Here is a 25,158-nt window from a genome sequence, read left to right on the forward strand (position 1 = left end):
TGCTTGAACGCGCGGGCGCCAGCGCCTAACCGCCGGATATGTCCGATGATCCGCGTTTCGGCCTTCGCCGCTCGGTAACGCTGCCGGGGCCGCTGCGCCTCGACGGCGGCGTGCTGTTCTCGCCGGTCGACATCGCCTACGAGACCTATGGCGCGCTGAACCCGCAAGCGAGCAACGCCATCCTCGTCTGCCATGCGCTGACCGGCGACCAGCACCTCGCCTCCGAGCATCCCGTCACCGGCAAGCCGGGCTGGTGGGCGCGGATGGTAGGCCCCGGCAAGCCGATCGATACGAACCGCTGGTTCGTGATCTGCTCGAACGTGCTCGGCAGCTGCCTAGGCTCCTCCGGGCCCGCGACGATCAACCCCGCGACCGGCCGGCCCTGGGCCATGCACTTCCCGGTCATCACCATCCGCGACATGGTGCGCGCGCAGGCGATGCTGCTCGACCATCTCGGCATCGACCGCCTGTTCGCGGTGGTCGGCGGATCGATGGGTGGCATGCAGGCGCTCAGCTGGGCGGCCAGCTTCCCCGAGCGCGTCCGCGCCGCCGTGGTGATCGCGTCGGCCGCGCGGCACTCGGCGCAGAACATCGCCTTCCACGAAGTCGGCCGCCAGGCGATCATGGCCGACCCCAAGTGGCGCGGCGGTGCCTATTACGAGGCACAGGACCCGCCCGCCGCGGGCCTCGCCGTCGCGCGGATGGCGGCGCACATCACCTATCTTTCCGAAGCAGGCCTCACCGCCAAGTTCGGCCGCAAGCTGCAAGGTCGTGAAACCAAGACCTTCGGCTTCGACGCCGATTTCCAGGTGGAAAGCTATCTGCGCCACCAGGGCCTTGCCTTTGTCGACCGGTTCGACGCCAACTCCTATCTCTACATCACACGCGCCCTGGATTACTTCGACCTTGCCGAGGAGCATGGCGGCCTGCTCGCCAACGCCTTCCGGCAATCGCAGGCGCGGTTCTGCGTCGTGAGTTTCGACACCGACTGGCTTTATCCCACCGCAGAATCGCGCAGCATCGCCCATGCGCTCAACGCCGCCGGCGCGCCGGCCAGCTTCGTCGAACTGAGCTCGCCCTTCGGCCACGACGCCTTCCTGCTGGAAAGCCCCGAGCTGGACCGCGTGATCGGCGGCTTCCTTGCGGCGGGGGACGTATGAAGCGTACGGACTATTCGAGCATGACCCCGTCGTGGCTCTCCGCCCTGCGTCCCGACCTGGCGATGATCGCGGCTCATGTCGATCAGGGTGCGCGTGTACTCGATGTCGGGTGCGGCGACGGCGCGTTGATGGCAGCGCTGCGCGACCATCGCGGCTGCGCCGCGCGCGGGCTGGAGCTGGAGCCCACCAACGTCGCGGCAGCGGTTGGGCGCGGCCTGTCGGTGATCCAGGGCGACGCCGATAGCGACCTTGCCGACTATCCCGACGACAGCTTTGACTACGCTATCCTCAGCCAGACGCTGCAAACGACGATGCGGCCCGACTGGGTGCTGGAGCAGCTGCTGCGGATCGGCCGCCGCGCCTTCGTTTCCTTCCCCAATTTCGCGCATTGGCGGGTGCGCGCCTCGTTGCTGTTCGGCGGCCGCATGCCCGTCACCCGGCTGCTGCCGATCGCCTGGTATGCCACCCCCAACATCCACCACGTCACGATCGACGATTTCCGCGCGCTGGTGAAGGAACGCGGGATCGGAATCGAAGGCGCCTGGTTCCTCTCGGGAGACCAGCAGACCGGCTCCGGCATGGCCAATCTGCTCGCCGAACACGCCGTCTTCCTGTTGAGGCACGATCGATGACTGCTGTCACCCTGCTCGCCACGCACGCCGCGTACCGCGACGATATCGGCGATCTCGTCACCCGTCGCCCGGTGCCGGGGCCGGGGCTCGACCAGATCGGCGCCTTCCTGTTCCTCAACCATCACGGGCCGCAGACCTACGCACCGAACAATCGCGGCCTGCCCTTCGGCCCGCACCCGCATCGCGGCTTCGAGACGGTGACGTTCATCCTCGAAGGCTCGCTCGCGCACACCGATTCGGCTGGGCATGAAAGCATTATCCGTGCCGGCGGCGTGCAGTGGATGACCGCAGGCAGCGGCTTGATCCATGCCGAGGTTTCACCTGCCGAGTTCAAGCGCGACGGCGGCCCGATGGAAATCCTTCAACTCTGGGTGAACCTGCCCGGCCGATTCAAGATGACGCCGCCGCGTTATGTCGGGCTGCAGGACGATGCTTTTCCCGGCGTTTCGGCAGGCGACGGCGCGACGGTGCACCTCGTCTCGGGCGCGTTCGACGGCCGGACCGGCCCGATCGAATCGCTGACCGGCGTGTTTCTTTGCTGGGCCGAACTGGCGGCCGGCGCCACGCTCAGCTTCGACGGCCTCGCCGGGCGTGACCTGTTCCTCTACGCCGTGCGCGGCGAGGTTGCGGTGGACGGCCGCCCGCTGCCGCAATGGCATCTGGCAAGGCTTTCGGCCGGTGACACGCTCACCATCGCCGCCGACCAGTCCGCGCTGATCCTGTTCGGCCATGCTGCGCCCATCGCGGAGCCCGTGGTCGCGCATGGCCCGTTCGTGATGAACTCGGTCGACGAGATCCGTCAGGCCTATGCCGATTATCAGGCCGGGCGGTTCGGCGTCGCCGAAATCGTCTCGGGCTAGGCCGGCTTGCCCCAGTTGACGGTGACGCGGGTGCGGCCGCCAACCGGTTCGACCACCACCATCAGGCTGCGCCGGCGCTCCTCGCCCGCCGAATAGCGGCTCTCGCTCGCGCTGCGAAAGCGGAGGCCCGACGCGTCCGATTGCGCGCGCGACCAGCCGAGCACCTCATCGGGGGCGGCATCGGTCAAATAGACGATCGTCCCGCTGACATGGCGGCCGAGGCCGTCCGGGCCGGCGACGCATGTCGTGATCTCGGCGTCGCGATAGACCGGCACGAAGTCGGGCCGATTGCCGCAATCGATCGCCGCCGCGACGTTCGCCGGCACGCCCTCCGCCGCCGCGGCGGCGACATTCTCGCCAACCTCGCCGGTGGTTTGCGGTTCGCGCGAGCCACAGGCGGCGAGCAGCGCCAGCCCCGAGGTCAGGATCCAGGCGCGACGAAACCGTGCGGCCGGGAACGAAAAGCGGGGGCCTGATGCCAAGGCGCGAAACTCCTGGAAACGCAAAGTCCCAGCGTATCGAAGCTTCGCCACGCCGTCATCCGCCGTTTCCGCTCAGCCTCACTGCGCCGCGAGCGCCGACTCGATCGCGTCCCACCCGACCAGCTTGAAGTTCTGGGCACGGGGCGCGTTGTTGCCATCCTGCGCGACGAACAGGCCCCTGGGGAAGCGCGGCCCGAAATCGCCGAGCATCAGCTCGATCCCGTCGGTATCGCTGGTTCCGCCGATCGCGCCGTCGGCGATGCGGAACCGGCCACGCAGCGCGCCGCTCGCCTTGTCGAACACCGCATAGGCATTGTCGCCCTGGCTGGAAGCGACCAGCATGTCGCCGGCGACCGCCAGTCCCTCGATATCGTCGACCAGCCCGTCCTTCGCGCCAACCGATGCGAACCGTTCGGCAGCGGGCTGTGCATCGTCGAGCGCGAAGCGCCAGATCGCGACGTCTTCCTCCGCGACATAGAGCATGCCGGTCGCATCGTCGACGACACAGCCTTCGGACTGGGTGCCCAGCTTCATCGAGCGGAGATAGACCGGGCGGATCGCCCCGCCCTGTTCCACCAGCCGGGCCTCGGCCACTTCGCCGTCCTTCATGATCACGAAGGCGCGGGCAAGCTCGCCGGGGCTGCGGGCGGCGCCCATGCAAAAGCCATAGGCTTCGGCCGGCGCGTGGCTGGCCGGCAGGAACAGATCCGAGCCCAGCGGCGTCAGCTTGCCCATGCGGCCGTCGAGCACGAACAGCGCGATACGCGGCTTTGCCCTGTCGGTCCGGTCGCTCGCGCCCACCAGGATCATGGACCCGCCATCGGCACGCGTCACGTCGCGCAGATCGACATTGTTGAGTGCCCCGGCCGGCGCGAAATCGCGCACCACCCCGTCCAGGCCATAGACATACAGCCCGGCCTTCTTGTCGGTCCCCAGGATCAAGCTTGCCGCGGGATCGGCCGGGTTGCGCCAGATCGCGGGATCGTCGGCGGCATCGGCATTGCCGGTACCCACCGGCGCCGTCTCGCCCGTGGCGTAAACGTCGACGGCGGGCAGCATCACCGCCGCCCTCCCCGCGTTCCCCGGCCCCGCGCCGCCCGGTGCCGCGCAGCCCTGAAGCGCCAGCATCAGCGCTGCGGCGGTGACGGACGCGCGCATCAGAACGTCACCCGCGCGCCGAACTTCACCGTCGAACCATATTGTTCGAACTGAAGCAGGCGGCGTGCGCCGGCGAAGTTCTGATAGGCGAAATAGCGCGCGTTGTTGACGTTCACCCAGTCGGCGGTGAGGCGGATCGAATTGTTGACCTTGAACTTGGCCGAAAGGTCGAGCTGGAAATGTTGCTGGACGAACCGGTCGGTGTCCGCGGCATCGCCGATCTCGTCGAGATATTTGTCGCGATAGGTGCCCGCGGCACGCAGTTCGATCCGGCCCTTCTGATAGCCGAGCACCGCGTTGAACGTGTTCTTGGCCGAAGCGGGCAGCGAAATCTCACGCCCGTCGAACAGCTTACCCTTGGCGTCGGTGTAAGTGTAGTTGAACTGGGTCAGCAGGCCGTCGAACGGCGCCGGCAGCATCGTATAGGCCTGGTTGAAGCTCGCCTCGAACCCGGCAATCGTCGCCTTGTCGCCGTTCACCGGGATGGTGACCTGGTCATAGAGCACGCCGTCGACGGTATAATCGGCAAAGATCGCGCTCACGGTATAATCATCGACTGACTTGTAGAAGCCGTCGATCGAGAGCGATCCGTTGCTCGACATATACCAGGCGATCCCGGCGTCGAGGTTCCAGGCGCGATAGGGCTTGAGATCGGGATTGCCGAACTCCGCCTCATTATCCTCGTTCACGGTATAGCGCGGCGCCAGCTGCGACAGCTTCGGCCGCACGATCGTCCGCGAAAAGGCCGCGCGGGCGACGATGTCGCTTTCCGGCGCATAGCGGATCGTCAGGCTCGGCAGCCAGTCGGTATAGTTTCGCGTGTAGCGCACCGGCTCGACGGAGACCGCATCGCCGCTATCGGTGACGAGATTGCCGTTCAGATCATTGTGCGTGTGTTCCATGCGCACGCCCGCGATCACGCGCAGCTTGGTGCTGTCCCATCGCACAAGACCATAGCCGGCGAGTATGTCTTCCTTCACCGAATAGTCGTTGGTTGCCGATCCCAGGGCGGTTTCATACTCGTCGACCTCGAACCCGTCCTTGTTCGCCAGATAGAAATCGGCCGGGCCGGTCTTGGAACTCACCGGTCCCATGTCGAGCAGGCGATAGGTCTGGCTGCCCAGCACATCGGCGAGCGTATAGTCGCCGTCATAATCGCCGTAATAGATGAAGTCGAAATTGTAGCGCTTGTCACGCCAGCGGCTCTTCACGCCGGCCTGGACGGTCAGGTCGCCGGTGCTGCCGGCAAAGGTGCGCGCCAGATCGGCTTTGAGCGCCCATTCCTCGTCCTGGCTGTCCGAATTGGTGGTGAGTTCGGTGCGGTTGAACGAATATTGTTCGGGATCGGCGACCAGCGACGCCCCGCTCGTCACGCTATAGGTGGGGTAATAGGGGTTGGAATAATCGAAATCGAGCGCGACGCCCTTGTCCGCGAACCGCGCGCGGAACCGGGTCGGGTCGATCGAGAAATCCTCCTTCTCGCTCGACTTGGCATAGCTCGCCACCCAGTTGAACTTCCAGGTGCCCGTATCGGTGTCCGAACCGATGGAGACCGTGCGGATGCGCTGGCGCTCGAACCGGTCCTTCAGGTCGCGGCGAATCTCGATCCGCTCGTCGGCATCGTCGAACGTCGCGCCATCGGCGCTGCTCTCGCTTGGATCGCCCAGCACGAACGTGGTGCGCCGGCGATATTCCTGGTCGTCGAACTGCGCCCAGGTGCCGCGCAGAAACGCCTTGGTGCTCGGCGACGCCCGCCAGTCGAACGAGAGCGAGCCGTTGATGCGGGTGCGCGTCACGTCGTAATCGCGATATTCCAGGCTGTCGGTATAGGCGTTGTCATTGCCGTCCAGCTTCCAGAAGTCGCTTTCGACATTGTCGGTCTCGAACTTGCGGCGATAATAGCTGGCCGATCCGGCCACGCCGAAATTATCGGTCAGGCGCGTCGAGAAATCGACCCCGCCCTTCGGCGTCACCACGCCCGAATAGTCGTTCCAGCTGCCCTCGACATGCGCGGCATAGAAGGGCTTCTTGCGATCGAACGCGCTCACCGTGTTGATCTCAACCGAGGCGCCGATGAAATCGCCGTCCATGTCGGGGGTAAAGGACTTCTTGACCTCGATCGATTCGATCGTGTCCGAGCTGACCACGTCGAGCGCGACCGAACGGACGTCCGATTCGGGCGCGGGCAGGCGCACGCCGTTCAGCGAGCTCGAATTGAGTTCGGGATCGAGGCCGCGGACCGAGACGAAGCGGCCCTCGCCTTGATCGTTGAGGATGTTGACGCCGGGCAGGCGGCGCAGCGATTCGGCGACGTTCTGGTCGGGGAACTGACCGATAGCGTCGCGGGTGAGCGCGCTGACGACGCCGTCGGCGCCACGCTCGCGCGACAGCGCGCTGGCCTGGCTGGCGGCCTGACCGACGACGAGGATCTGTTCGTTACCGCCCGTGGCGGCGAGCGCGAAGTCGATGCTGACTACGCCAGTCTCACCGACGGTGACGGTCTGGCGCTGCGTTTCCGCGCCGACATAGCTTGCGACCAGCGTGTAGGTGCCGGCAGGCACATCGGCGAAAATGAAGCGCCCTTCCCGATCGGTGACGAGCGTGCGGCCCAGTTCCTCGATCGTGACGCTGGCGGACTGCAACGCGCGCGTCTCGGTGGCATCATGGACATTGCCGGCGATGTCGCTGGCATGGGCGGCGCCTGCAAATGCGGTCGTGCAAAGCAGCCCCGCGAGGAGGCGCGTCGAAGTCTTCATGATGGAGAACCCCCGTTCGGTACGTCGTCGTCCGCCCCCCTAGGGTGCATGCGTGACGGGGCAATTGCATGTTGATGAAGAATTTGTGGCACTGCGGTTGCGCTTCTGCGGCATGCAAATGCGATCGTTCGGCCCGGCGATTCGGGCATCTGCGTATGGAACAAAGCGCCGTCCCCGGAACTGGAGCGAAGCGGATCGGCGCTTGCCCTGTCGCCCGCATGCGATAAGCGGCCTTGCAGGTGCCCGATCAGGATGAAGTTGATGAAACGTCGGAATATTTTGCGTGAAGCCGGCGGCCGTGGCGCCTGGATGACGCTTGGCCTGTTCCTGGGCCTCGTCTTCTTTCTGGCCAGCGGCATGCTCGCCTATCACAATGTCCGCGAGCTTCGCGAAAGCGACGCCGCGATCCGCCACAGCCACACCGTGCTGATCGCGCTCGATGAATTGCTGTCGACCGTGCAGGACGCGGAGACCGGCCAGCGCGGCTATCTGCTCACCGGTGCGCCCCGCTACCTCGCCCCCTATGAAAGCGCGGTCGCGGCGTTGCCGGCGCGTCTTGGCGAGCTGCGCACGCTGACGGCCGACAATCCCGTGCAGCAATCGAGCGTGGACCAGCTGAACCGGCAGGTCGACGCCAAGCTCGCCGAGCTACGCGAGACCATCGAACTGCGCCGCAGCCGCGGCCTGGAAGCGGCGCTGGCGATCGTCGCCACCGATCGCGGCAAGAACAGCATGGACGCGATCCGCGCCCAGCTCGCGACGATGGCGCGCGAGGAAAGCCGTCTTCGCCAGCAGCGGCTCGACGACATGGCGACCGCGTCGCGAACGGCGGTCGCGGGTGCATTCGTCTCCAGCCTGATCGGCGCGGTGCTGACGCTGCTCATCTTCCTCCTGATCCGCCGCAATCTCGCGGCGCGCACGCGCGAAGAATGGCTGAACGACGGGCTGCTTGGCATCTCGGCGGCCGTTCGCGGCGAACGCTCGGTCGAAGAGATCGGTGAAGCGGTGCTCGGTTATCTCGCCGGCAAGCTCGGGTTCCAGGCGGGTGCACTGTTCAAGGGTGAGGCCGGGCTGTTCCGCCGCGCCGCGATGCTCGGCGTGCCCGCCGACGCGGACGTGCCTGCCGCGTTCGGCGTTCGCGAAGGCCTGCTCGGCCGGGTCGCATCCGAAGGCACGCCGATCGTGCTCGACGACGTGCCCGACCATTATCTCCAGCTCGGCTCCGCGTTCGGCCATGCCAAGCCGCGCCACCTGCTGATCGCACCGGCGCGGGTCGACGACAATGTCAACGCGGTCCTCGAACTCGGCTTCTTCGCACCGACCGATCCGTTGATGCTGGAATTGCTCGACCGCGCGGCGCCGGTGATCGGGACCGCGCTGCGATCGGCCCGGTTCCGCGCGCGGCTTCAGGACGCGCTGGAGGAAACCCAGCGCCAAGCCACCGAACTGCAGACGCAGAGCGAGGAGCTCCAGGTCAATAACGAGGAACTGGAGGAACAGGCGCGGGCGCTGCGCGAATCGCAGGCGATGCTCGAACAGCAGCAGGTGGAGCTCGAACAGACCAACAGCCAGCTCGAAGAGCAGGCGCAGGTGCTGGAGGATCAGCGCGACGAGCTGGCGCGCGGCAGCGCCGCGCTCGCCGCCAAGGCACAGGAACTCGAACAGGCCAGCCGCTACAAGAGCGACTTCCTCGCCAATATGAGCCACGAGCTGCGCACGCCGCTCAACTCGCTGCTGATCCTTGCGAAGCTCCTTGGCGACAACGCCAGCGGTACGCTCGATGCCGAGCAGGTGAAGTTCGCACGCACGATCGAGTCCTCCGGCAACGACCTGCTTACGCTGATCAACGATATTCTCGATTTGTCGAAGATCGAGGCGGGCCATGTCGACATCAAGCCCGAACCCGTCGGGCTCGCGCGGCTGTGCAGCGATCTGCGCCAGCTTTTCGAGCCGGTTGCGGTGCAGCGCTCGCTCGATTTCGCCGTCACGCTCGACGATGCGGCGCCGCGCGGGCTGGAAACCGATCGCCTGCGGCTCGAGCAGATCCTCAAGAACCTGCTGTCGAACGCCCTCAAATTCACCGATCGCGGTTCGGTCAGCCTCGAAATCGCCGCCGCCGACGATCACCGCGTCGCCTTCATCGTGCGGGATACCGGCATCGGCATCCCGGCGGAGCAGCAGCGCCAGATCTTCGAGGCGTTTCATCAGGCCGACGGCACGATCAACCGGCGCTATGGCGGCACCGGCCTCGGCCTGTCGATCTCGCGCGAGCTGGCGCGGCTGCTCGGCGGCACCATCTCGCTCGACAGCCGCCCGGGCGAAGGCAGCAGCTTCACGCTCACGCTGCCAAGCGCCTATGATCCCGCAGCGATTGCGCCGCGGCCGGCGCCGCGTGCATCCGCAGCAGCGCCCGCCCCGGCCCCTGCCGAAGCACCGGCGCCGGCCCGGCCCCGCCGGGTCGCCGCGCCGGACGGCTGGATGCTGGAGGATGACCGCGGCGCACTGACCCCCGGCGCCCGCCAGCTGCTGGTGATCGAGGACGATCCCGTGTTCGCGTCGATCGTCTGCGATCTGTCCCGCGCACTCGGCTTCCAGTGCCTGATTGCCGGCACGGCGGACGAAGCGCTGCATCTGGCGCGCACCTATCGCCCCGCCGCCGTCGTGCTCGATCTCGGCCTGCCCGATCAGTCGGGGCTGATCGTGCTCGACCAGCTCAAGCAGGAAGACGCCACCCGGCACATCCCGATCCACGTGATTTCCGCCGCCGATCAGAGCCAGACCGCCTTGTCGCTCGGGGCGGTCGGCTATCACATCAAGCCGATCAAGCGCGAGCTGCTGGCCGAGGTGCTGGAGGATCTGCAGGCCCGCACCGCGAGCCGGGTTCGCCGCGTGCTGATCGTCGAGGACGACCCCGTCCAGCGCGACGCCGTCGCCCGGCTGCTCCAGACCGACGATGTTGAGACCGTGGGGGTGGGCACCGCCGTCGAATGTCTCGAAAAGCTGCGCGAGCAGACGTTCGATTGCATGGTCCTCGATCTGTCGCTGCCCGATGCCTCGGGCTATTCGCTGCTCGAGACGCTCAGCCAGGAGGATGGCGCCCAGGGCTTCCCGCCGGTGATCGTCTATACGGGCCATGATCTGAGCGCCGACGACGAGCAGAAGCTGCGCCGTTACTCCAGCTCGATCATCATCAAGGGCGCCAAGTCGCCCGAACGGCTGCTCGACGAGGTCTCGCTGTTCCTCCATCAGGTCGTTGCCGAGCTGCCGAGCGAGCAGCAGGCGATGATCCAGAACGCCCGCCGCCGCGACGCGGTGCTGGAAGGGCGGCGCGTGCTGATCGTCGAGGATGATGTCCGCAACGTCTATTCGCTGACCAGCGTGCTCGAGCCGCGCGGCGTGATCGTCCAGATCGCCCGCAACGGGCAGGAGGCCCTCGACGCGCTCGCCCATGCGGCGGGAGAGCCGGCCCGGCGGATCGATCTCGCGCTGATGGACGTGATGATGCCGGTGATGGACGGCCTCGCCGCCACCCGGGCGATCCGTGCCGATCCGGCCTGGGCCAAACTGCCGATCATCATGCTCACCGCCAAGGCGATGCCCGACGATCAGGAACGCTGCATCGAAGCCGGCGCGAACGACTATATGGCCAAGCCGATCGATGTCGACAAACTGCTCTCGCTCGTGCGGGTATGGATGCCGCGATGAACGACGCCGACCTCGAACCCGATATCGACGACATCGAAATCGAGCTGCTGCTCGAAGCGCTGTTTCGTCGCTATCACTATGATTTCCGCCATTATGCCCGCGCGTCGATCAAGCGGCGGCTGATCCAGGCGCGGACCCGCCTGGGGATGGGCAGCTTCTCGGCAATCCAGGAACAGCTGCTGCGCGATCCGGAGATGCTGCCGCGGCTGCTCAACTACCTCACCGTCCAGGTGAGCGAGATGTTCCGCGATCCCAGCTATTTCCGGGCGCTGCGTGAAAAGGTGGTGCCGCATCTGCGCACCTATCCCTCGCTCAAGATCTGGGTGGCGGGGTGCAGCAACGGCGAGGAGCTGTATTCGTTGGCGATCCTGCTTCGCGAAGAGGGACTCGAGCATCGCACGATCTTCTACGCGACCGACATCAATCCCAAGGCACTGCGCGCCGCCGAGGCCGGCGTCTATCCGCTCGACCAGATCCGCAAGTTTACTGAAAATCATCAGAAATCGGGTGCCCGCACCTCGCTCTCCGATTACTACACCGCCGATTACGACCGCGCGATCTTCGACAGCAGCCTGCGCGCCAACGTCGTTTTTTCCGATCACAGCCTCGCCACCGATTCGGTGTTCGCGGAGGTGCATCTGGTGTCCTGTCGAAACGTGCTCATCTATTTCGATCGCGGCTTGCAGGATCGCGCGGTCGGGCTGTTCGATGCATCGCTCGTCCGGCGTGGCTTTCTCGGCCTTGGTCGCAAGGAAAGCCTGCGCTTCTCCGACCACGCCGCCAACTTCGCCGATTTCGTGCGCGAGGAGAAAATCTACCAGCGGGGCGACCGGTGAACGGCATGGTGGTCATCGGGGGGTCGGCGGGGGCGATCCAGGCGCTGCTGACGCTGCTGCCCGCGTTGCCGGCGAATTTTCCCGGCGCCATCCTGATCGTGGTGCATGTGCCACCCGACCATGATCACATGCTGGCCCCACTCTTTGCACAGCATTGCGCAATGCGCGTGTGCGAGGCCGAGGACAAGCAGCGGCCGGAACCCGGAAGCATCTATTTCGCGCCGGCCAATTATCACCTGCTCGTCGAACGCGATGGCAGCATGGCGCTGTCCGCCGACGATCCGATCAACCACAGCCGCCCGTCGATCGACCTGCTGTTCGAGAGCGCGGCAGATGCGCTGCGCAGCCAGCTGACCGCGGTGCTGCTGACCGGCGCGAACCCGGACGGCGCAGCGGGGCTGGCCGCCGTCGCGCGTACGGGCGGCACCCCGATCGTCGAAGACCCCGAGACCGCGCAAGTGCCGACGATGCCCGCCGCCGGGCTGGCGGCATGCCCCGATGCGCTGCGCCTGCCGCTGGAGGCGATCGCCCCGCACCTCCGCCGCCTGGCCTGAACCGCCGCAAGCGGCGAGCCGACAGGCTCAGAACGGGACGTCGTCGTCCAGATCGTCGGGGAAGCCACCGCCGAAGCCGCCCGTCGCGGCGGCACCGCCGCTGCGCTGGCCGCCGCCGTTGAAGTTGCCGCCGCCGCGCGATGCGGGCGCACCGCCGCCGAACGAATCATCGGCGCCCCAGTCGTCACCGCCGCTGCTGACACGGCCACCGCCGGCACCCTGACCGCCGCCCTGGCCGTCGAGCAGCACCATCTGCGCATTGAAGCCCTGCAGAACGATCTCGGTCGAGTAGCGATCGGCGCCGCTCTGATCCTGCCATTTGCGGGTCTGGAGCTGGCCCTCGATATAGACCTTGCTGCCCTTGCGCAGATAGCGCTCGGCCACGTTGGCGAGGCCGTCGGAGAAGATCTTCACCGTGTGCCATTCGGTCTTTTCGCGCTTTTCGCCGGTGCTGCGATCCTTCCAGCTTTCCGACGTCGCGATGCGCAGTTCGACCACCTTGCCGCCGTTCTGGAACGAACGCGACTCGGGGTCGCGCCCGAGATTGCCGACGAGAATGACCTTGTTGACGCTGCCCGCCATGCAAAAACTCCGATATTGCGATTGAGCGCGCGCGGCGCGCGGCGCTAGATTGATCCGATGGCTGAGATCATTAACCTGAACAAAGCGCGAAAAGCGAGAGCGAAAGCGTCCGCCAAGGCTGAGGCCGAGGCGAACCGCGTTCGCTTTGGCCGCACCCGCGCCGAGAAGGCCCGCGACGAGGCCGAACGCGAGCGCGCGGCCCGGACGATCGACGATGCCCGCCGCGATCCGCCTGGAACCGATTGAGCCCCTAAAGCCCCAGCCCCATCGCGCTCCAATAGGTCAGCCCGGCCGCGACATAGGCGAGCGCGAACAGATAGCCGACCATGAACGCCGGCCATTTCCAGCCATTGGTTTCGCGCCGAGTCACCGCGATCGTCGAGATGCACTGGGGGGCGAACACGAACCACATCAGGAAGGCGAGCGCACTCGGCAGCGTCCAGTGCGCCTGCAACTGGTCGCGGATCGATGCCTCGCCTGCCGCATCGTCGGGATTGTCGACGGCATAGACGGTGCCGATCGCCGCCACCGCCACCTCGCGCGCGGCCATCGCCGGGATCAGCGCCAGCGCCATGTCGCGGTTGAAGCCGATCGGGGCAACCACCTTTTCCAGTCCGTGGCCGATCCGCCCGGCGATCGAATAATCGACCTTGGAAATCCCGCTGCCCGCCGGCGGCGTCGGAAAGCTAAGCAGCGCCCAGAGCACGACGGTGGTATAGAGGATGATCGTGCCCGCACGCTTGAGGAAGATCGCCGCGCGCTGCCACAGCCCGATCAGCACGTCGCGCACGCGAGGCCACTGATATTTGGGCATTTCCATCATGAAGCCGGAGGTTGCCCCCTTGGTCACCGTTCGTCGCAGCACCAGCGCCGCGCCGAACGCACCGACGATGCCCAGGATGTAAAGACAGAACAGCACCAGCCCCTGCAATCCCACGCCAGGCCCCACCGCGCGGTCAGGGATCAGCGCGCCGATGATGATCGTATAGACCGGCAGGCGCGCCGAGCAGGTCATCAGCGGCGCGATCAGGATCGTCGTCAGCCGGTCCTTCTCGTCGGAAATGGTACGCGTCGCCATGATCCCCGGCACCGCGCAGGCAAAGCTGGAGAGCAGCGGGATGAACGCGCGGCCCGAAAGGCCGACACTCGCCATCACCCGGTCCATCAGGAACGCCGCGCGGACCATATAGCCCGATGCCTCGAGCACCAGGATGAATGCGAACAGGATCAGGATCTGCGGCAGGAACACCACGACGGCACCCACGCCGGCAATAACGCCGTCGACGATCAGCGATCGGAGCACGCCCTGCGGCAGCGCGTCGCCCACCGCGCCGCCGAGCCAGCCCATGCCGTCCTCGATCAACGCGATCGGCGCCTCGGACCAGGCGAACACCGCCTGGAACATCAGGAACATCGTCGCCAGCAGCAGGATCGGACCGGACACCGGGTGGAGCGCAATCGCATCCAGCCGGTGCGTCCAGCGCCGCGCGGCGGTCTCGGAAACCGTCACCGCCGCCGCAATCTGGCGGGCGCGGCGCTGGAGCACGACGATGTCCTGCTCGACGCCGCTGCCCGGGCGCAGCGTGTGCGGGCCCTTCGCCACTTCGGCCAGCCGTTCGCGAAGCGCATCAAGTCCGCGCCGTCGCACCGCAACCGTCGCAACGACCGGCACACCCAGTTCGCGCTCGAGCGCCGCCGGATCGAGCGTCAGCCCGTCGCGCTCGGCAAGATCGACCATGTTGAGCGCGACGACGATCGGCAGGCCCAATGCAATCAGCTGGAGCGTGAAGCGAAGGTGATTGTCGAGATTCGAGGCGTCGACCACCGTCAGGATCATGTCGGGCAATCGCTCGCCCGCCTGGCGCCCGAGCAGCACGTCGCGCGTCACCTGTTCATCGGGGCTCGACGGCTCAAGACTATAGGCGCCGGGCAGATCGATCAGTTCGATCGGACGACCGTCGGGCAGCGCCATGCGGCCGGCGTGGCGCTCCACCGTGACGCCCGGATAGTTGCCGACCTTTTGCCGTGCCCCGGTCAGTGCGTTGAATAGCGCGCTCTTGCCGGCATTGGGATTGCCGACCAGCGCGACCAGCGGTGCGGCGTTCATTCTTTGTCGGCCAGCGGAATCACATGGATCGCGGCGGCGACGTGACGGCGCAGCGCCACCGTCATGCGGCCGATCCGGCAGGCGATCGGCCCGCCCAGCAGCCCCGATCGCTGGAGAAGTTCAACCTCCACGCCCTCGTCGAGGCCGAGTTCACGCAGCCGTCGCGCCTCGGGTTCGGCAAGCCGATCCCAGTCGACATCGGCAATGGTTCCGGGCGCGTTGCGGCGCAGTTCGGCGAGGCGGATGGGTACGCGAATCGCAGCGGTGGCGTTCATGCTGCGAGTGATTATCAATTGCCCGCGCAAGATGCTAGTACCGATCGTCGCGCCGGGCGGATTGCGTCGGGGTCAGATCGCCGGGTAGCGCAGCCGGCCGATGAAGCGCGACAGGCTCGGCCGGTTCGATGTACGGCCAAGAAATCCGGCCTTGGCCTTTTCGAACCGCATGATGTCCTCGATCCGGCGCGCGAGGAAGGCGCGGGTGTCCGCCCAGTCCTCACTCTCGTCCTGAACGAACACCGCGATTGTCGCGGCATAGACGCCGGCCAGCGTCATGCGCTTGGTGTAATGGTTATAGTCGGTGGCGGTGTCGCCCGCCGCGCGCCACATCGCGTCGGCCGCGCGCCACCCCAGCCTCGCCGCGCGCGCCGCGTTTTGCGGCATCGCCAGGATCGCCAGCGCACGGCGCAGCGCATCGCGATAGGGGGCGAGCAGCGCCAGCCGCGCCTCCACCAGCGCGGTGATCCGCGCGCGAATCTTCATGGCCGCCAGCGTCTCGGGCGACAGATCGGCGAGCATCGCATCATCGATATGCGCAAACCAGGCGTCGATCATCGCGATCGGCCCGCCGTGGAGGGCAAGAGCCGCTACGTCACGGTCGACGCCCATCCCATCGGCCGTCGCCTCCAGCGCGCGTCGATTCCAGCCGTCGAACGCCGCATTGGCGGCGAGCGTCGGCGCGAGCGCGGCGCGTAGTTCGTCAAGGGTTGCGTCGGCCAGATTGTCCATGGGCTTGATCTAGACGCGATGCGGCGCGCGGGCAACCACGGCGCCGCCGCTCAGCCCTCTGCCTGCCCCTTTGGCCGTACCCGCGGCGCCGCCCCCTGCCGCACCAGCACCAGCGCCGCTGCCACCAGCACTGCACCGATCAGGTCGGCCGTGGCCAGCCGCTCGTCGAAGATGATCCAGCCGAGCGCCGCCGCCACCGCCGGTTGCACCAGCAACGCAATGCCGATCGCCAGCGGCGAGAGATGGCCAAGCGCGTAGATCATGCACCCCTGCCCGATCAGCTGGCTGACGACGGCGAGCGCGATCAGCGGCCACCACAGATGCGGCGTCACCGTCTCACCCAGGGCCAGTGCCAGCAGGAGCAGCGGCGGCGCCGTCGCCAGCGACGACATGGCCAGCGCCGGCACCGGCGCCAGCGTCATGCGAACGCGCGACATCAGGATGAAGTAGCCGGCGTAACAGACGCCCGCGAGCAGGCAGAACAGATCGCCCACCAGGTTGCGCGACGACAGCTCGGCCGATCGCCCGAGCAGCAGCGCACCGCCCAGCGCCGCGAGAAGCAGCGCCGCCCCTTGCGTCCGCGTCGGCCATGCTCGCGCGACGAGGAAGCCATAGATCGGGAACAGCAGCGACGCCGAATTGCCGAACAGCGTCGAATTGGCCAGCGTCGTCCGCACGATGCCGATGTGCCAGCTCGCCAGATCAGCGGCGAACACCAGCCCGGCCATCGCCAGCAACCCCCAGCGGCCGCGCGACGCTTCGATCGGGCGCTGTGCCATCGCCACCGATGCGGCGAACAGCACCGGCGTGGCCATTGTGAGCCGCCAGAACGCCGCCGCCACCGGCCCGACATCGGCCATGCGGACGAACATCGGCCCCGTCGCCAGTGCGACATTGGCGATCAGCGCCGCGGCGAGTGCCAGCGCGACATGGCGTGCGACGGGGCTTGCGGCGGGGCTAGTTTTTCTTGTCGGGGCGGCTCGGTGCATGCCGCCCTCTAGCGCCCTATCTCGGCCGAGTCACAAGCTCTGAATGGAACATCGATGCCCAGTCTGTTCGATCCGATCGAAATCGGCGCGATCCGCGCCCCCAACCGCGTCTGGATGGCGCCGCTCACCCGCGGACGCGCCACGCGCGGCCATGTGCCGACGCCAATCATGGTCGACTATTATCGCCAGCGCGCCGGTGCCGGACTGATCATTTCCGAAGCGACCGGTATCAGCCAGCAAGGGCTCGGCTGGGCCTATGCCCCCGGCATCTGGAGCGACGAGCAGGTCGAGGCGTGGCAGCCGATCACCGCTGCGGTGCACGAAGCAGGCGGCCGGATCGTGTCGCAGCTCTGGCATATGGGGCGGCTGGTCCATTCGGACTTTCTGGGGGGCGAAGCCCCGGTTTCGTCGTCGGCCACGACCGCGCCGGGCAGCGTACGCACCTATCCTGCCGAGCAGTCGGGCGAGATCAAGCGGCCATATACCCAGGCGCGGCCGCTGCGCGCCGAGGAGATTCCGGGCATTCTCGACGATTATGCCCGCGCCGCGCACAATGCGATCCGCGCCGGGTTCGACGGGGTGCAGGTCCATGCCGCCAATGGCTATCTGATCGACCAATTCCTGCGCGACAATACGAACTTCCGCGACGACGCCTATGGCGGCTCGATCGAGAACCGCATTCGTCTTCTGCGCGAAGTGAGCCAGCGGGTGGTCGACACGATCGGTGCCGATCGCACCGGCGTGCGCCTCTCGCCCAATGGCGAGGTGCAGGGCGTCAACGACAGCAACCCGGCGCCGCTGTTCGAAGCCGCGGCGGCCGCGCTCGACGATATCGGCGTGGCGTTTCTCGAAATGCGCGAGCCCCGGCCGGGCGGCACGCGCGGCGAGCCCGACCAGCCGCCGATCCATCCGTTGATGCGCAAGGTCTATCGCGGCGTGCTCGCGCTCAACTCGGACTATGATGCGGCCAGCGCCCAGGCCGCACTCGATGCAGGCGAGTCCGATGCGATTGCCTTCGGCCGAACTTTCCTAGCTAACCCCGATCTACCGCGACGTCTACGCGACGGTCTACCGCTCAACCCGCAGCGCGAGGCGCTTTTCTATATCGGCGGCGCCGAAGGCTATACCGATTATCCGACGGTCGATCGGGCCGGGCTTCAACCGGCCTGATCGAGTTGGTCGAGCCAGCGCGTAAAGGCGCTGCGAAGTTGCGAACGCGCATTTTGCGGCGCCAGCAGGCCGATCATCAGGATCAGAAAAAGGGGCCAGAACAGAAAACTGAGCGCGACCGTGATCGCAATGACGATCGCGCCACCGATGCGGAATAGGTCGAACTGCGCGTGGTTGCGCCGATTCAGCCGGATTGCGCGCGGAGCCTTGTCATCAAACCATCCGCGCGTGACGAAATGATCGGGCGTCGCGGATCGCCGCGGCGGGCCGAGCCGCCAGCGTCGCGCCAGCACTTCGGCTGGCGGTTCCCGACGAAGCGGGCCGCCCTCGCCCGGCGCGGCCGGTGGCACTGGATCGCGGCCCGAAACCTCGCGCCCGCTCGCGCGGTCTATCACGATCAGCCGCCTGCCCCGCTCCTCGACGCGATAGCGGGAGGGCGGCATGTCCATGATCTCAGCCGAACTTGGCCTTGAGCGCCAGCATCGCCAGCGCAGCCTTGGCGGCCTCGCCGCCCTTGTCCTTCTGCGCAGGGTTCGCGCGGACCAGCGCTTGCGCCTCATTCTCCACCGTCAGGATGCCGTTGCCGATCGCGACACCGTCCATCGACAGCGCCATCAGCCCACGCGCGCTTTCACCCGCGACGATCTCGAAATGATAGGTCTCGCCGCGGATCACCACGCCGATCGCGACGAAGGCGTCATAGCGCCCGCTGTCCGCCGCCAGCGCCACCGCGCCCGGGATCTCCAGCGCACCCGGCACGGTGATCACCTCGGCCTTGTGACCGGCTGCCTCGATCACGGCCTTGGCGCCGGCGATCAGCATGTCGTTCAGATGTTCGTAGAAGCGCGCTTCGACAATGAGGATATTGGCCATTACTGCTCCGGATCGATGGCACGCTCGCCGACGATCGACAGGCCATAGCCGTCAAGCCCGATCAGCGTGTGATGGGTGTTGGTGAGCAGGATCATGTCCTGCACGCCGAGCTCAGTGAGGATCGTCGCGCCGACGCCATAGTCGCGCAGCTCATCCATGTCCTTGGGCTCGATGGTGCCGCTGCGTGCCTGAAGCGCGAGCGTGAAATGGTCCGGGCGCGGCTTGTTGATCACCACGATCACGCCTGATCCCTCGGCCCCGATGATCTCCATCGAGCGCCGGAGCAGCCCGCCGCGCGGGCCGCCTTCGCCGAACAGATCGCTGAACGGCGAAAGCGAGTGCATGCGGACCAGCGTCGGCTTGTCGGGATCGATCCGGCCCTTCACCAGCGCGATCTGCTCGGTGCCGGTGGCCTTGTTCCAGAAGGTGAGCACCCGCCAATCGCCGCCCCACGGGCTGGTGAAACTCGCCTCGGCGCGCTGCTCTACCAGATGGTCATAGCGGCGGCGATAGGCGATCAGGTCGCGGATCGTACCGATCTTGAGGTTGTGGAGCTGCGCGAAGCCGACAAGATCGTCGAGCCGCGCCATCGTCCCGTCGTCCTTCATGATCTCGCAGATCACGCCCGCGGGGTTCAGGCCCGCCAGCCGGGCGACGTCGACCGCCGCCTCGGTATGACCGGCGCGGACCAGCACGCCGCCGTCGCGGGCGACCAGCGGGAAGACATGGCCCGGCGTAACAATGTCGTCGCGCCCCTTCGACGCATCAATCGCGACCGAGATGGTGCGCGCGCGATCGGCGGCGGAGATGCCGGTGGTCACGCCTTCCTTGGCCTCGATCGAGACGGTGAAGGCGGTTTCGTGCCGCGTGCCGTTGGCACGGCTCATCAGTTCGAGCCCCAGCTGATCGACACGCGCCTTGGCCATCGCCAGGCAGATCAGCCCGCGACCATATTTCGCCATGAAGTTGATCGCGTCGGGCGTCGCCATCTGCGCCGGGATGACCAGATCGCCTTCATTTTCGCGATCCTCGTCATCGACCAGGATGAACATGCGACCGTTGCGGGCCTCGTCGATCAGTTCCTCGGGCGAGGAGAGGAAGCCATGCTTCAGATGCGCGAGTTCAGCCTTTGGCACGCAATGCCTCCATGCGCTGGAGATAGCGCGCGAGCACGTCGATCTCCAGATTGACCGCCTGGCCAGTCGCCAGCGTGGCAAAGGTCGTGACCTGGGCGGTGTGCGGGATGATGTTGAGATGGAATTCGACGCCCTCGGGCGTGTCGCTCACCGCATTGACGGTCAGCGACACGCCGTCGACAGTGATCGAACCCTTGGGCGCGACATAGGGCGCGAGTTCCGGCCCCGCCGCAATCACGACATGGTGCGAGCCTTCGACCGCTTCGACCGATTTGACCCGGCCGATCCCATCGACATGGCCGGTGACGATATGGCCGCCCAGTTCGTCGCCGAGCCGCAGCGCGCGTTCAAGGTTGAGCCGGCGTCCGGCGGTCCATTGCCCCTCGGCGGTGCGCGACACGGTTTCGCCCGAGACGTCGAAATCGAGCCAGCCAGCCCCCTTGTCGACCACCGTCAGGCACACGCCCGAACAGGCGACCGATGCGCCCAGATCGATCTCGCCTGTCTCATAGCACGTCGTCACGCGCACGCGCAGGTCGCCCTGCTTCGCCACCGTTTCGATCGTGCCGATATCGCTTACGATTCCCGTGAACATCAACCGCGCTCGTAGACCTCCATCCGGTCGCTGCCAAGCATACGCGAATCGCGCAGCTGCCAATGCCCATGTGCGTCGGCCAGTGCGGCCAGCCCGAACGAGTCGATCGCCGGCCGCCCCCCGCCGATCAGCAGCGGCGCACGATAGAGCAGCAGCCGGTCGACCAGCCCGGCGCGCAGGAATGTCGTCGCGGTTCGCGCCCCGCCCTCGATCATCAGGTGGTCGATGCCGCGCAGCCGCCGAATGTCGCCGGGATCGGCGATCCGCTCCCAGTCTGGCGGCGTCGGGCCGGTCGCCGACAGCAGAATGCGCTGCGGCGAGCGATCGCCAAGCCCCGCCAGCCGCACATCGAGTCGCGGCGAATCCGCCAGAAACGTGCCGTGCCCGACCAGGATGGCGTCATGGCGTGCTCGTTCAAGATGGGCATGCGCCCGCGCTTCCGGACCGGTGATCCACTTGCTCTCGCCCGACGCAAGCGCGATCCGCCCGTCGAGCGAGGTGGCGAGCTTGAGCGTGACGTGCGGCCGCCCCTGCCGCAATCGGGTGAGGAACCCGGCGATGCCGCGCCGCGCAGCCGACTCGCCGGTGCCCGTGCGAACGGCGATGCCCGCTTCGGCCAGCCGGGCGAGCCCCTTACCGTCGGTGCGCGGATCGGGATCGCGCATCGCCACCACCACTGCGCCGACGCCGGCCGCAATCAGCAGATCGACACAGGCCGGTCCGCGCGGCGAGACATGCGCGCACGGCTCCAGCGTGACATAGACGGTCGCCCCCCGCGCGGCCTCGCCCGCCTGCGCCAACGCCATGGCCTCGGCATGCGGCCGCCCCCCAGGTTGGGTCCAGCCGCGCCCGACGACGATGCCGTCGCGAACGATCACGCATCCGACATTGGGATTCGGCGCCGTGCGGCCCCGCCCGCGCCCGGCCAGCGCCAGCGCCGCGTCCATCCACCGCGCGTCGTTCAAATCCCGTGCTTCTCTAGCCAGTCGTCATATTTCTTGAATTCGGCCTGGCGCTTTTTCAGCCGCGCCTGGAAGGCCGCTTCCTCTTCCTGACGCTTCGCCTCATCCACTCGCTGCTGCGCGCGGATTTCCGCCTGGGTGCGCGTGATCGGCCAGCTGTCCACATAGATGATGTTCTTTTCGTACGGGACCGGCACGTGCGAATCCTTCACGAACGCGACGATGACGACGAACGTCACCACGAGCGCGAGGATCATGAACCAGAGTTCGTGCTTCTTGCGTGTCGCCAGATAGCCGCGCAGATCGCGAAGCGCACGAAGCGGCGAGATATATTTGAGGAACGTCATCGCGCCGGCAAGATAGGGACGCGAGCAGCCGAGGGCCAGCCCCCGCGTCCCCGATCGTGTTAGCGCATATCGGCGAGCCGGAACCGCACCGCCATCGTTTTCCAGCTCTCTTCGGGCACGCCGCCGCGCGTCGCCGGCTTGAAGCGCCATTTGCCGAGCGCTTGGCGCTGGGTGACCGCGAAGAAAGCATCGCTGGTCGCGCTCACCGGTTCAACCGCCTTCACCCGTCCGTCGATGCCGATCAGCACGCGGATCTTGACCAGCCCGTCGCGCTGGGCGCGGAGCTCCTGCGTCGGATAGTCGGGCTGGAAATCGCGGGCATAGCGCGGGTCCTGCGTCGCACCGACCAGAACCGCCACCGGCTTGGGCGGATCGATCGCGATCGGCGGTCCGGGATCGAGCACGGTCTTCGTCACCACCGGCACATCCGGGATTACATCGGTCGCCGTCGAGGTGTTTTCGGTGGTCGGCGCGATTTCTGGTTTGGGCGCGGTCGGCACTGGCATCGTTCGCGGCTGCACCTTGGCGACCGGGGGCTCATCGATCGGCGGCGGCTCCGTCATGTCGAGCGGAATATCCGTCGTGATGAACTTCTCCGGATGCTCGACCACCAGGATGTTCGGCGCGGCGAAGATCATGCCCGTGATGATGACGCCATTGATGAGCAGTGCGCCGCCGGCCCCCAGGGAGCGTGGCGCCTTCGACTGATAACGATCGGCATGCATGGCCTTTGCACTCCTTCTCCATCGCCGGTCTGTGAACGCCGACTGAATGAGATGATGCAACATGTCATTACAAGATGCAATATATCATCGCTTTGGCCGGCAAATCGCTCATCCCGTTGCGGCAAGCCGCTCGAGCGCACGATCCTTGCCGATCAGGGGCAGCAGCGCGGCCATGTCCGGCCCGTGATCCCGGCCGGTGAGCGCACGGCGAAGCGGCAGGAACAGCGCCTTGCCCTTGCGTCCTGTCTCGGCCTTCAGCGCGTCGGTCAGCGCGCGCCACGGATCGCCTGACCAGTTCAACGCCGAAGCCACCGCATGCGCCCGCGCTAGATAGTCGCGATCCTCGCTGCCCGGAGTCGCCGACTCGATCGGCCCTTCGATCACTCCCCACCAGTCCACCACCTCGGCCACAGTCGACAGGTTGGGCCGAATCGCCGCCCAGGCCTTCGGCCCCATGCCGGCCGGCAGCCGATCGGCAACCGCAGCGTGATTGAGCTGGTGAACGATGCGCGCATTGAGCTGGGCCAGTTCGGCCTCGTCGAACCTTGCCGGGGCACGGCCGAACCGGCCGAAATCGAAACCGGCGATCAGCGGCGCCGGATCGGCGAACGCCTCCACCGGATCGCTGGTGCCCAGCCGCGCAAGCAGCGCGGCCAATGTCTGTGGTTCGATGCCGGCCTCACGGAAATGGGCGACCCCCAGCGATCCGAGCCGCTTGGAGAGCTTGCCCTCGGCACCCGTCAGCAGCGCCTCATGCGCGAACTGCGGCACCGCGCCGGACAGCGCATCGAACATCTGGATCTGCGTCGCGGTGTTCGACACGTGATCCTCGCCGCGAACGACGTGGGTGATTCCCATGTCGATATCGTCGATCACGCTCGGCAGCAGATAGAGCCACGACCCGTCGGCCCGCCGTACCACCGGATCGCTCATCAGCCTGGGGTCGAATCGCTGCGGCCCGCGCACCAGATCGTCCCATTCGATCGGCGCAGCGTGATCGAGCCGGAACCGCCAGTGCGGCCGAACGCCGTCCGCCTCCAGTCGCGCGCGATCGGCATCGCTCAGTGCCAGCGCGGCGCGGTCATAGACCGGCGGCAGCCCGCGCCCGAGCAGCACCTTGCGCTTGAGCTCGAGTTCCTGTGCCGTCTCATAGGCCGGATAGACGCGGCCCGACGCGACGAGTTCGGCAAACCGCGCCTCGTAGCGGGCGAATCGCGCCGACTGGCGCGCCTCATCGTCCGGCTGCATCCCCATCCAGGCGAGATCGGCGCGGATCGCCTCGACAAAGCGTTCCTCGGAACGGACGCCGTCGGTATCGTCGATCCGCAGCAGAAATTGCCCGCCATGCCGGCGCGCAAACAGCCAGTTATGCAGCGCTGTCCGCAGGTTGCCGACATGGAGCGTACCGGTCGGGCTCGGGGCGAAACGGGTGATCACGGTCATGCCTGCGGCCTAAGCTGGCACGCTGCCCGCCGCAATGCCCCCTTTGCGTCACGGAAACGTCGCACTAAGGGGGCGCACGGGACAGCGCAGCGGGGCATAGGAGGCCACGAACCAATGAAACTCATGGCCGGCAATTCGAACATGCCGCTGGCACAGGCGATCGCCGAATATCTGGAGATCCCGCTCACCCAGGCGAACGTGCGCCGCTTCGCCGATGAAGAGATTTTCGTCGAGATTCTCGAAAATGTCCGCGGCGAGGACGTGTTCGTGCTCCAGTCGACCAGCTATCCGGCGAACGACAATCTGATGGAGTTGCTGATCATGATCGACGCGCTGCGCCGCGCGTCGGCCAAGCGGATCACGGCGGTGCTCCCCTATTTCGGCTACGCCCGCCAGGACCGGAAGCCCGGCCCGCGCACGCCGATTTCGGCCAAGCTGGTCGCCAATCTGATCACCACCGCCGGCGCCAATCGCGTGCTCTCGGCCGATCTCCATGCCGGGCAGATTCAGGGCTTTTTTGACATTCCGACCGACAATCTGTTCGCCGCACCGGTGATGTCGGCCGATATCCAGACGCGCTTCATCGACAAGCAGTGGATGGTCGTCTCGCCCGACGTCGGCGGCGTGGTCCGTGCGCGCGCGCTGGCCAAGCGGCTCGACAATGCGCCGCTCGCGATCGTCGACAAGCGTCGTGAACGCCCCGGCGAATCGGAAGTGATGAACATCATCGGCAATGTCGAAGGGCGTTTCTGCATCCTGATCGACGACATCGTCGATTCGGCCGGCACGCTGTGCAACGCCGCCGCCGCGCTCAAGGCCGCGGGCGCCGAAGATGTCGTCGCCTATTGTACCCACGGCGTGCTGTCGGGCGGCGCGGTGGCGCGCGTCGAAAGCTCGGCGCTGCGCGAACTGGTCATCACCGATTCGATCGGCAACCATGCGGTGATCGCCGGCAGCGAGAAGACCCGCCACCTGACGATCGCACCGCTCCTCGCCGAAGCGATTCGCCGCATCGCCGACGAAAGCTCGGTCTCCAGCCTGTTCGATTGAGTTTTGGTACTCCCCGTGCCGGGGAGTAT

The 25,158-nt window shown here is 66.8% G+C and carries 25 protein-coding genes; 9 read left to right on the forward strand and 16 right to left on the reverse strand.

The genetic code is table 11. The annotated features are described in order from the left end of the window. Positions 1 to 38 precede the first annotated feature (38 nt). From metX to ACX40Y_RS03225, 3 genes are read left to right on the forward strand one after another with little or no spacing between them, the layout of a single operon-like run. On the forward strand, positions 39 to 1,160 hold the full coding sequence (metX, locus tag ACX40Y_RS03215; RefSeq protein ID WP_459118087.1) for a homoserine O-acetyltransferase MetX: 1,122 nt from the start codon (positions 39 to 41) through the stop codon (positions 1,158 to 1,160). Continuing rightward, a complete protein-coding gene (metW, locus tag ACX40Y_RS03220) occupies positions 1,157 to 1,792 on the forward strand; it encodes a methionine biosynthesis protein MetW (RefSeq protein ID WP_459118088.1) in 636 nt (211 codons plus the stop codon). The genes metX and metW overlap by 4 nt, the downstream gene beginning before the upstream one ends. Further along, entirely contained in the window at positions 1,789 to 2,652 is an 864-nt protein-coding gene (locus ACX40Y_RS03225) for a pirin family protein (RefSeq protein ID WP_459118089.1), read from the forward strand. Before metW ends, ACX40Y_RS03225 begins: the two co-directional genes overlap by 4 nt. Here the strand turns inward: ACX40Y_RS03225 and ACX40Y_RS03230 are convergent. The 3 genes from ACX40Y_RS03230 to ACX40Y_RS03240 form a co-directional block, all read right to left on the reverse strand. Further along, on the reverse strand, positions 2,649 to 3,134 hold the full coding sequence (locus tag ACX40Y_RS03230; protein ID WP_459118090.1) for a hypothetical protein: 486 nt from the start codon (positions 3,132 to 3,134) through the stop codon (positions 2,649 to 2,651). The genes ACX40Y_RS03225 and ACX40Y_RS03230 overlap by 4 nt on opposite strands. Positions 3,135 to 3,212: 78 nt before the next feature. After that, on the reverse strand, positions 3,213 to 4,292 hold the full coding sequence (locus ACX40Y_RS03235) for a phytase (protein WP_459118091.1): 1,080 nt from the start codon (positions 4,290 to 4,292) through the stop codon (positions 3,213 to 3,215). After that, positions 4,292 to 7,048 (reverse strand): TonB-dependent receptor, encoded by a 2,757-nt coding sequence (locus ACX40Y_RS03240; protein ID WP_459118092.1) that lies wholly within the window; start codon positions 7,046 to 7,048, stop codon positions 4,292 to 4,294. The genes ACX40Y_RS03235 and ACX40Y_RS03240 overlap by 1 nt, the downstream gene beginning before the upstream one ends. Positions 7,049 to 7,309: 261 nt before the next feature. Here ACX40Y_RS03240 and ACX40Y_RS03245 point away from each other — a divergent pair, with 261 nt between their 5' ends. From ACX40Y_RS03245 to ACX40Y_RS03255, 3 genes are read left to right on the forward strand one after another with little or no spacing between them, the layout of a single operon-like run. After that, positions 7,310 to 10,753, forward strand: a complete 3,444-nt coding sequence (locus ACX40Y_RS03245; protein ID WP_459118093.1) for a response regulator — start codon at positions 7,310 to 7,312, stop codon at positions 10,751 to 10,753. Next, on the forward strand, positions 10,750 to 11,589 hold the full coding sequence (locus ACX40Y_RS03250) for a CheR family methyltransferase (RefSeq protein WP_459118094.1): 840 nt from the start codon (positions 10,750 to 10,752) through the stop codon (positions 11,587 to 11,589). Before ACX40Y_RS03245 ends, ACX40Y_RS03250 begins: the two co-directional genes overlap by 4 nt. Before the next feature lie 5 nt (positions 11,590 to 11,594). Then, positions 11,595 to 12,143, forward strand: coding sequence for a chemotaxis protein CheB (locus ACX40Y_RS03255; RefSeq protein ID WP_459118095.1), 549 nt, complete (start codon positions 11,595 to 11,597; stop codon positions 12,141 to 12,143). 27 nt (positions 12,144 to 12,170) lie between these two features. Here ACX40Y_RS03255 and ssb read toward each other — a convergent pair whose 3' ends face one another. Then, positions 12,171 to 12,725: a single-stranded DNA-binding protein gene (gene ssb / locus ACX40Y_RS03260; protein ID WP_459118096.1), complete on the reverse strand. Its 555-nt coding sequence runs from the start codon at positions 12,723 to 12,725 to the stop codon at positions 12,171 to 12,173. Between the two features lie 57 nt (positions 12,726 to 12,782). Between ssb and ACX40Y_RS03265 the strand changes: the two genes are divergently transcribed. Next, a complete protein-coding gene (locus ACX40Y_RS03265; RefSeq protein ID WP_459118097.1) occupies positions 12,783 to 12,971 on the forward strand; it encodes a DUF4169 family protein in 189 nt (62 codons plus the stop codon). A gap of 4 nt (positions 12,972 to 12,975) precedes the next feature. Here the strand turns inward: ACX40Y_RS03265 and feoB are convergent, their stop codons facing one another. From feoB to ACX40Y_RS03285, 4 genes are all read right to left on the reverse strand, one after another. Next, a complete protein-coding gene (gene feoB / locus ACX40Y_RS03270) occupies positions 12,976 to 14,832 on the reverse strand; it encodes a ferrous iron transporter B (protein WP_459118098.1) in 1,857 nt (618 codons plus the stop codon). Continuing rightward, entirely contained in the window at positions 14,829 to 15,107 is a 279-nt protein-coding gene (locus ACX40Y_RS03275; RefSeq protein ID WP_459118099.1) for a FeoA family protein, read from the reverse strand. The genes feoB and ACX40Y_RS03275 overlap by 4 nt, the downstream gene beginning before the upstream one ends. 72 nt (positions 15,108 to 15,179) lie before the next feature. Continuing rightward, complete coding sequence (locus ACX40Y_RS03280; protein WP_459118100.1) at positions 15,180 to 15,839, reverse strand: COQ9 family protein; 660 nt, start codon at positions 15,837 to 15,839, stop codon at positions 15,180 to 15,182. 50 nt (positions 15,840 to 15,889) lie between these two features. Then, on the reverse strand, positions 15,890 to 16,828 hold the full coding sequence (locus ACX40Y_RS03285; protein ID WP_459118101.1) for a DMT family transporter: 939 nt from the start codon (positions 16,826 to 16,828) through the stop codon (positions 15,890 to 15,892). 54 nt (positions 16,829 to 16,882) lie between these two features. On the opposite strand from ACX40Y_RS03285, the gene ACX40Y_RS03290 reads away from it, so the two are divergent. Further along, entirely contained in the window at positions 16,883 to 17,998 is a 1,116-nt protein-coding gene (locus tag ACX40Y_RS03290) for an alkene reductase (protein ID WP_459118102.1), read from the forward strand. On the opposite strand, the gene ACX40Y_RS03295 is transcribed toward ACX40Y_RS03290, so the two are convergent. The 8 genes from ACX40Y_RS03295 to gltX form a co-directional block, all read right to left on the reverse strand. After that, positions 17,986 to 18,441 carry a hypothetical protein gene (locus ACX40Y_RS03295; RefSeq protein WP_459118103.1) on the reverse strand — a complete coding sequence of 152 codons (456 nt, stop codon included), beginning with the start codon at positions 18,439 to 18,441 and terminating at the stop codon, positions 17,986 to 17,988. The two genes, ACX40Y_RS03290 and ACX40Y_RS03295, sit on opposite strands and share 13 nt — an antisense overlap. Before the next feature lie 10 nt (positions 18,442 to 18,451). Further along, positions 18,452 to 18,871, reverse strand: a complete 420-nt coding sequence (gene ribH / locus ACX40Y_RS03300; protein ID WP_459118104.1) for a 6,7-dimethyl-8-ribityllumazine synthase — start codon at positions 18,869 to 18,871, stop codon at positions 18,452 to 18,454. Then, positions 18,871 to 20,007, reverse strand: coding sequence for a 3,4-dihydroxy-2-butanone-4-phosphate synthase (gene ribB, locus ACX40Y_RS03305; protein ID WP_459118105.1), 1,137 nt, complete (start codon positions 20,005 to 20,007; stop codon positions 18,871 to 18,873). Before ribB ends, ribH begins: the two co-directional genes overlap by 1 nt. Then, positions 19,994 to 20,602 carry a riboflavin synthase gene (locus ACX40Y_RS03310; protein WP_459118106.1) on the reverse strand — a complete coding sequence of 203 codons (609 nt, stop codon included), beginning with the start codon at positions 20,600 to 20,602 and terminating at the stop codon, positions 19,994 to 19,996. Before ACX40Y_RS03310 ends, ribB begins: the two co-directional genes overlap by 14 nt. Further along, positions 20,602 to 21,549, reverse strand: coding sequence for a bifunctional diaminohydroxyphosphoribosylaminopyrimidine deaminase/5-amino-6-(5-phosphoribosylamino)uracil reductase RibD (gene ribD / locus ACX40Y_RS03315; RefSeq protein ID WP_459118390.1), 948 nt, complete (start codon positions 21,547 to 21,549; stop codon positions 20,602 to 20,604). Before ribD ends, ACX40Y_RS03310 begins: the two co-directional genes overlap by 1 nt. A 14-nt stretch (positions 21,550 to 21,563) precedes the next feature. Further along, the gene (locus ACX40Y_RS03320; protein WP_459118107.1) at positions 21,564 to 21,911 is read right to left on the reverse strand and encodes a hypothetical protein; all 348 of its coding nucleotides are present in this window, start codon (positions 21,909 to 21,911) and stop codon (positions 21,564 to 21,566) included. A gap of 59 nt (positions 21,912 to 21,970) precedes the next feature. Beyond that, complete coding sequence (locus ACX40Y_RS03325; RefSeq protein WP_459118108.1) at positions 21,971 to 22,636, reverse strand: energy transducer TonB; 666 nt, start codon at positions 22,634 to 22,636, stop codon at positions 21,971 to 21,973. Between the two features lie 108 nt (positions 22,637 to 22,744). Beyond that, a complete protein-coding gene (gltX, locus tag ACX40Y_RS03330) occupies positions 22,745 to 24,079 on the reverse strand; it encodes a glutamate--tRNA ligase (protein ID WP_459118109.1) in 1,335 nt (444 codons plus the stop codon). A 114-nt stretch (positions 24,080 to 24,193) separates the two neighbouring features. On the opposite strand from gltX, the gene ACX40Y_RS03335 reads away from it, so the two are divergent. After that, positions 24,194 to 25,129, forward strand: coding sequence for a ribose-phosphate pyrophosphokinase (locus ACX40Y_RS03335; protein WP_459118110.1), 936 nt, complete (start codon positions 24,194 to 24,196; stop codon positions 25,127 to 25,129). The last annotated feature ends 29 nt before the right edge of the window (positions 25,130 to 25,158 follow it).

The organism is Sphingomonas sp. RS6 (assembly GCF_054489705.1).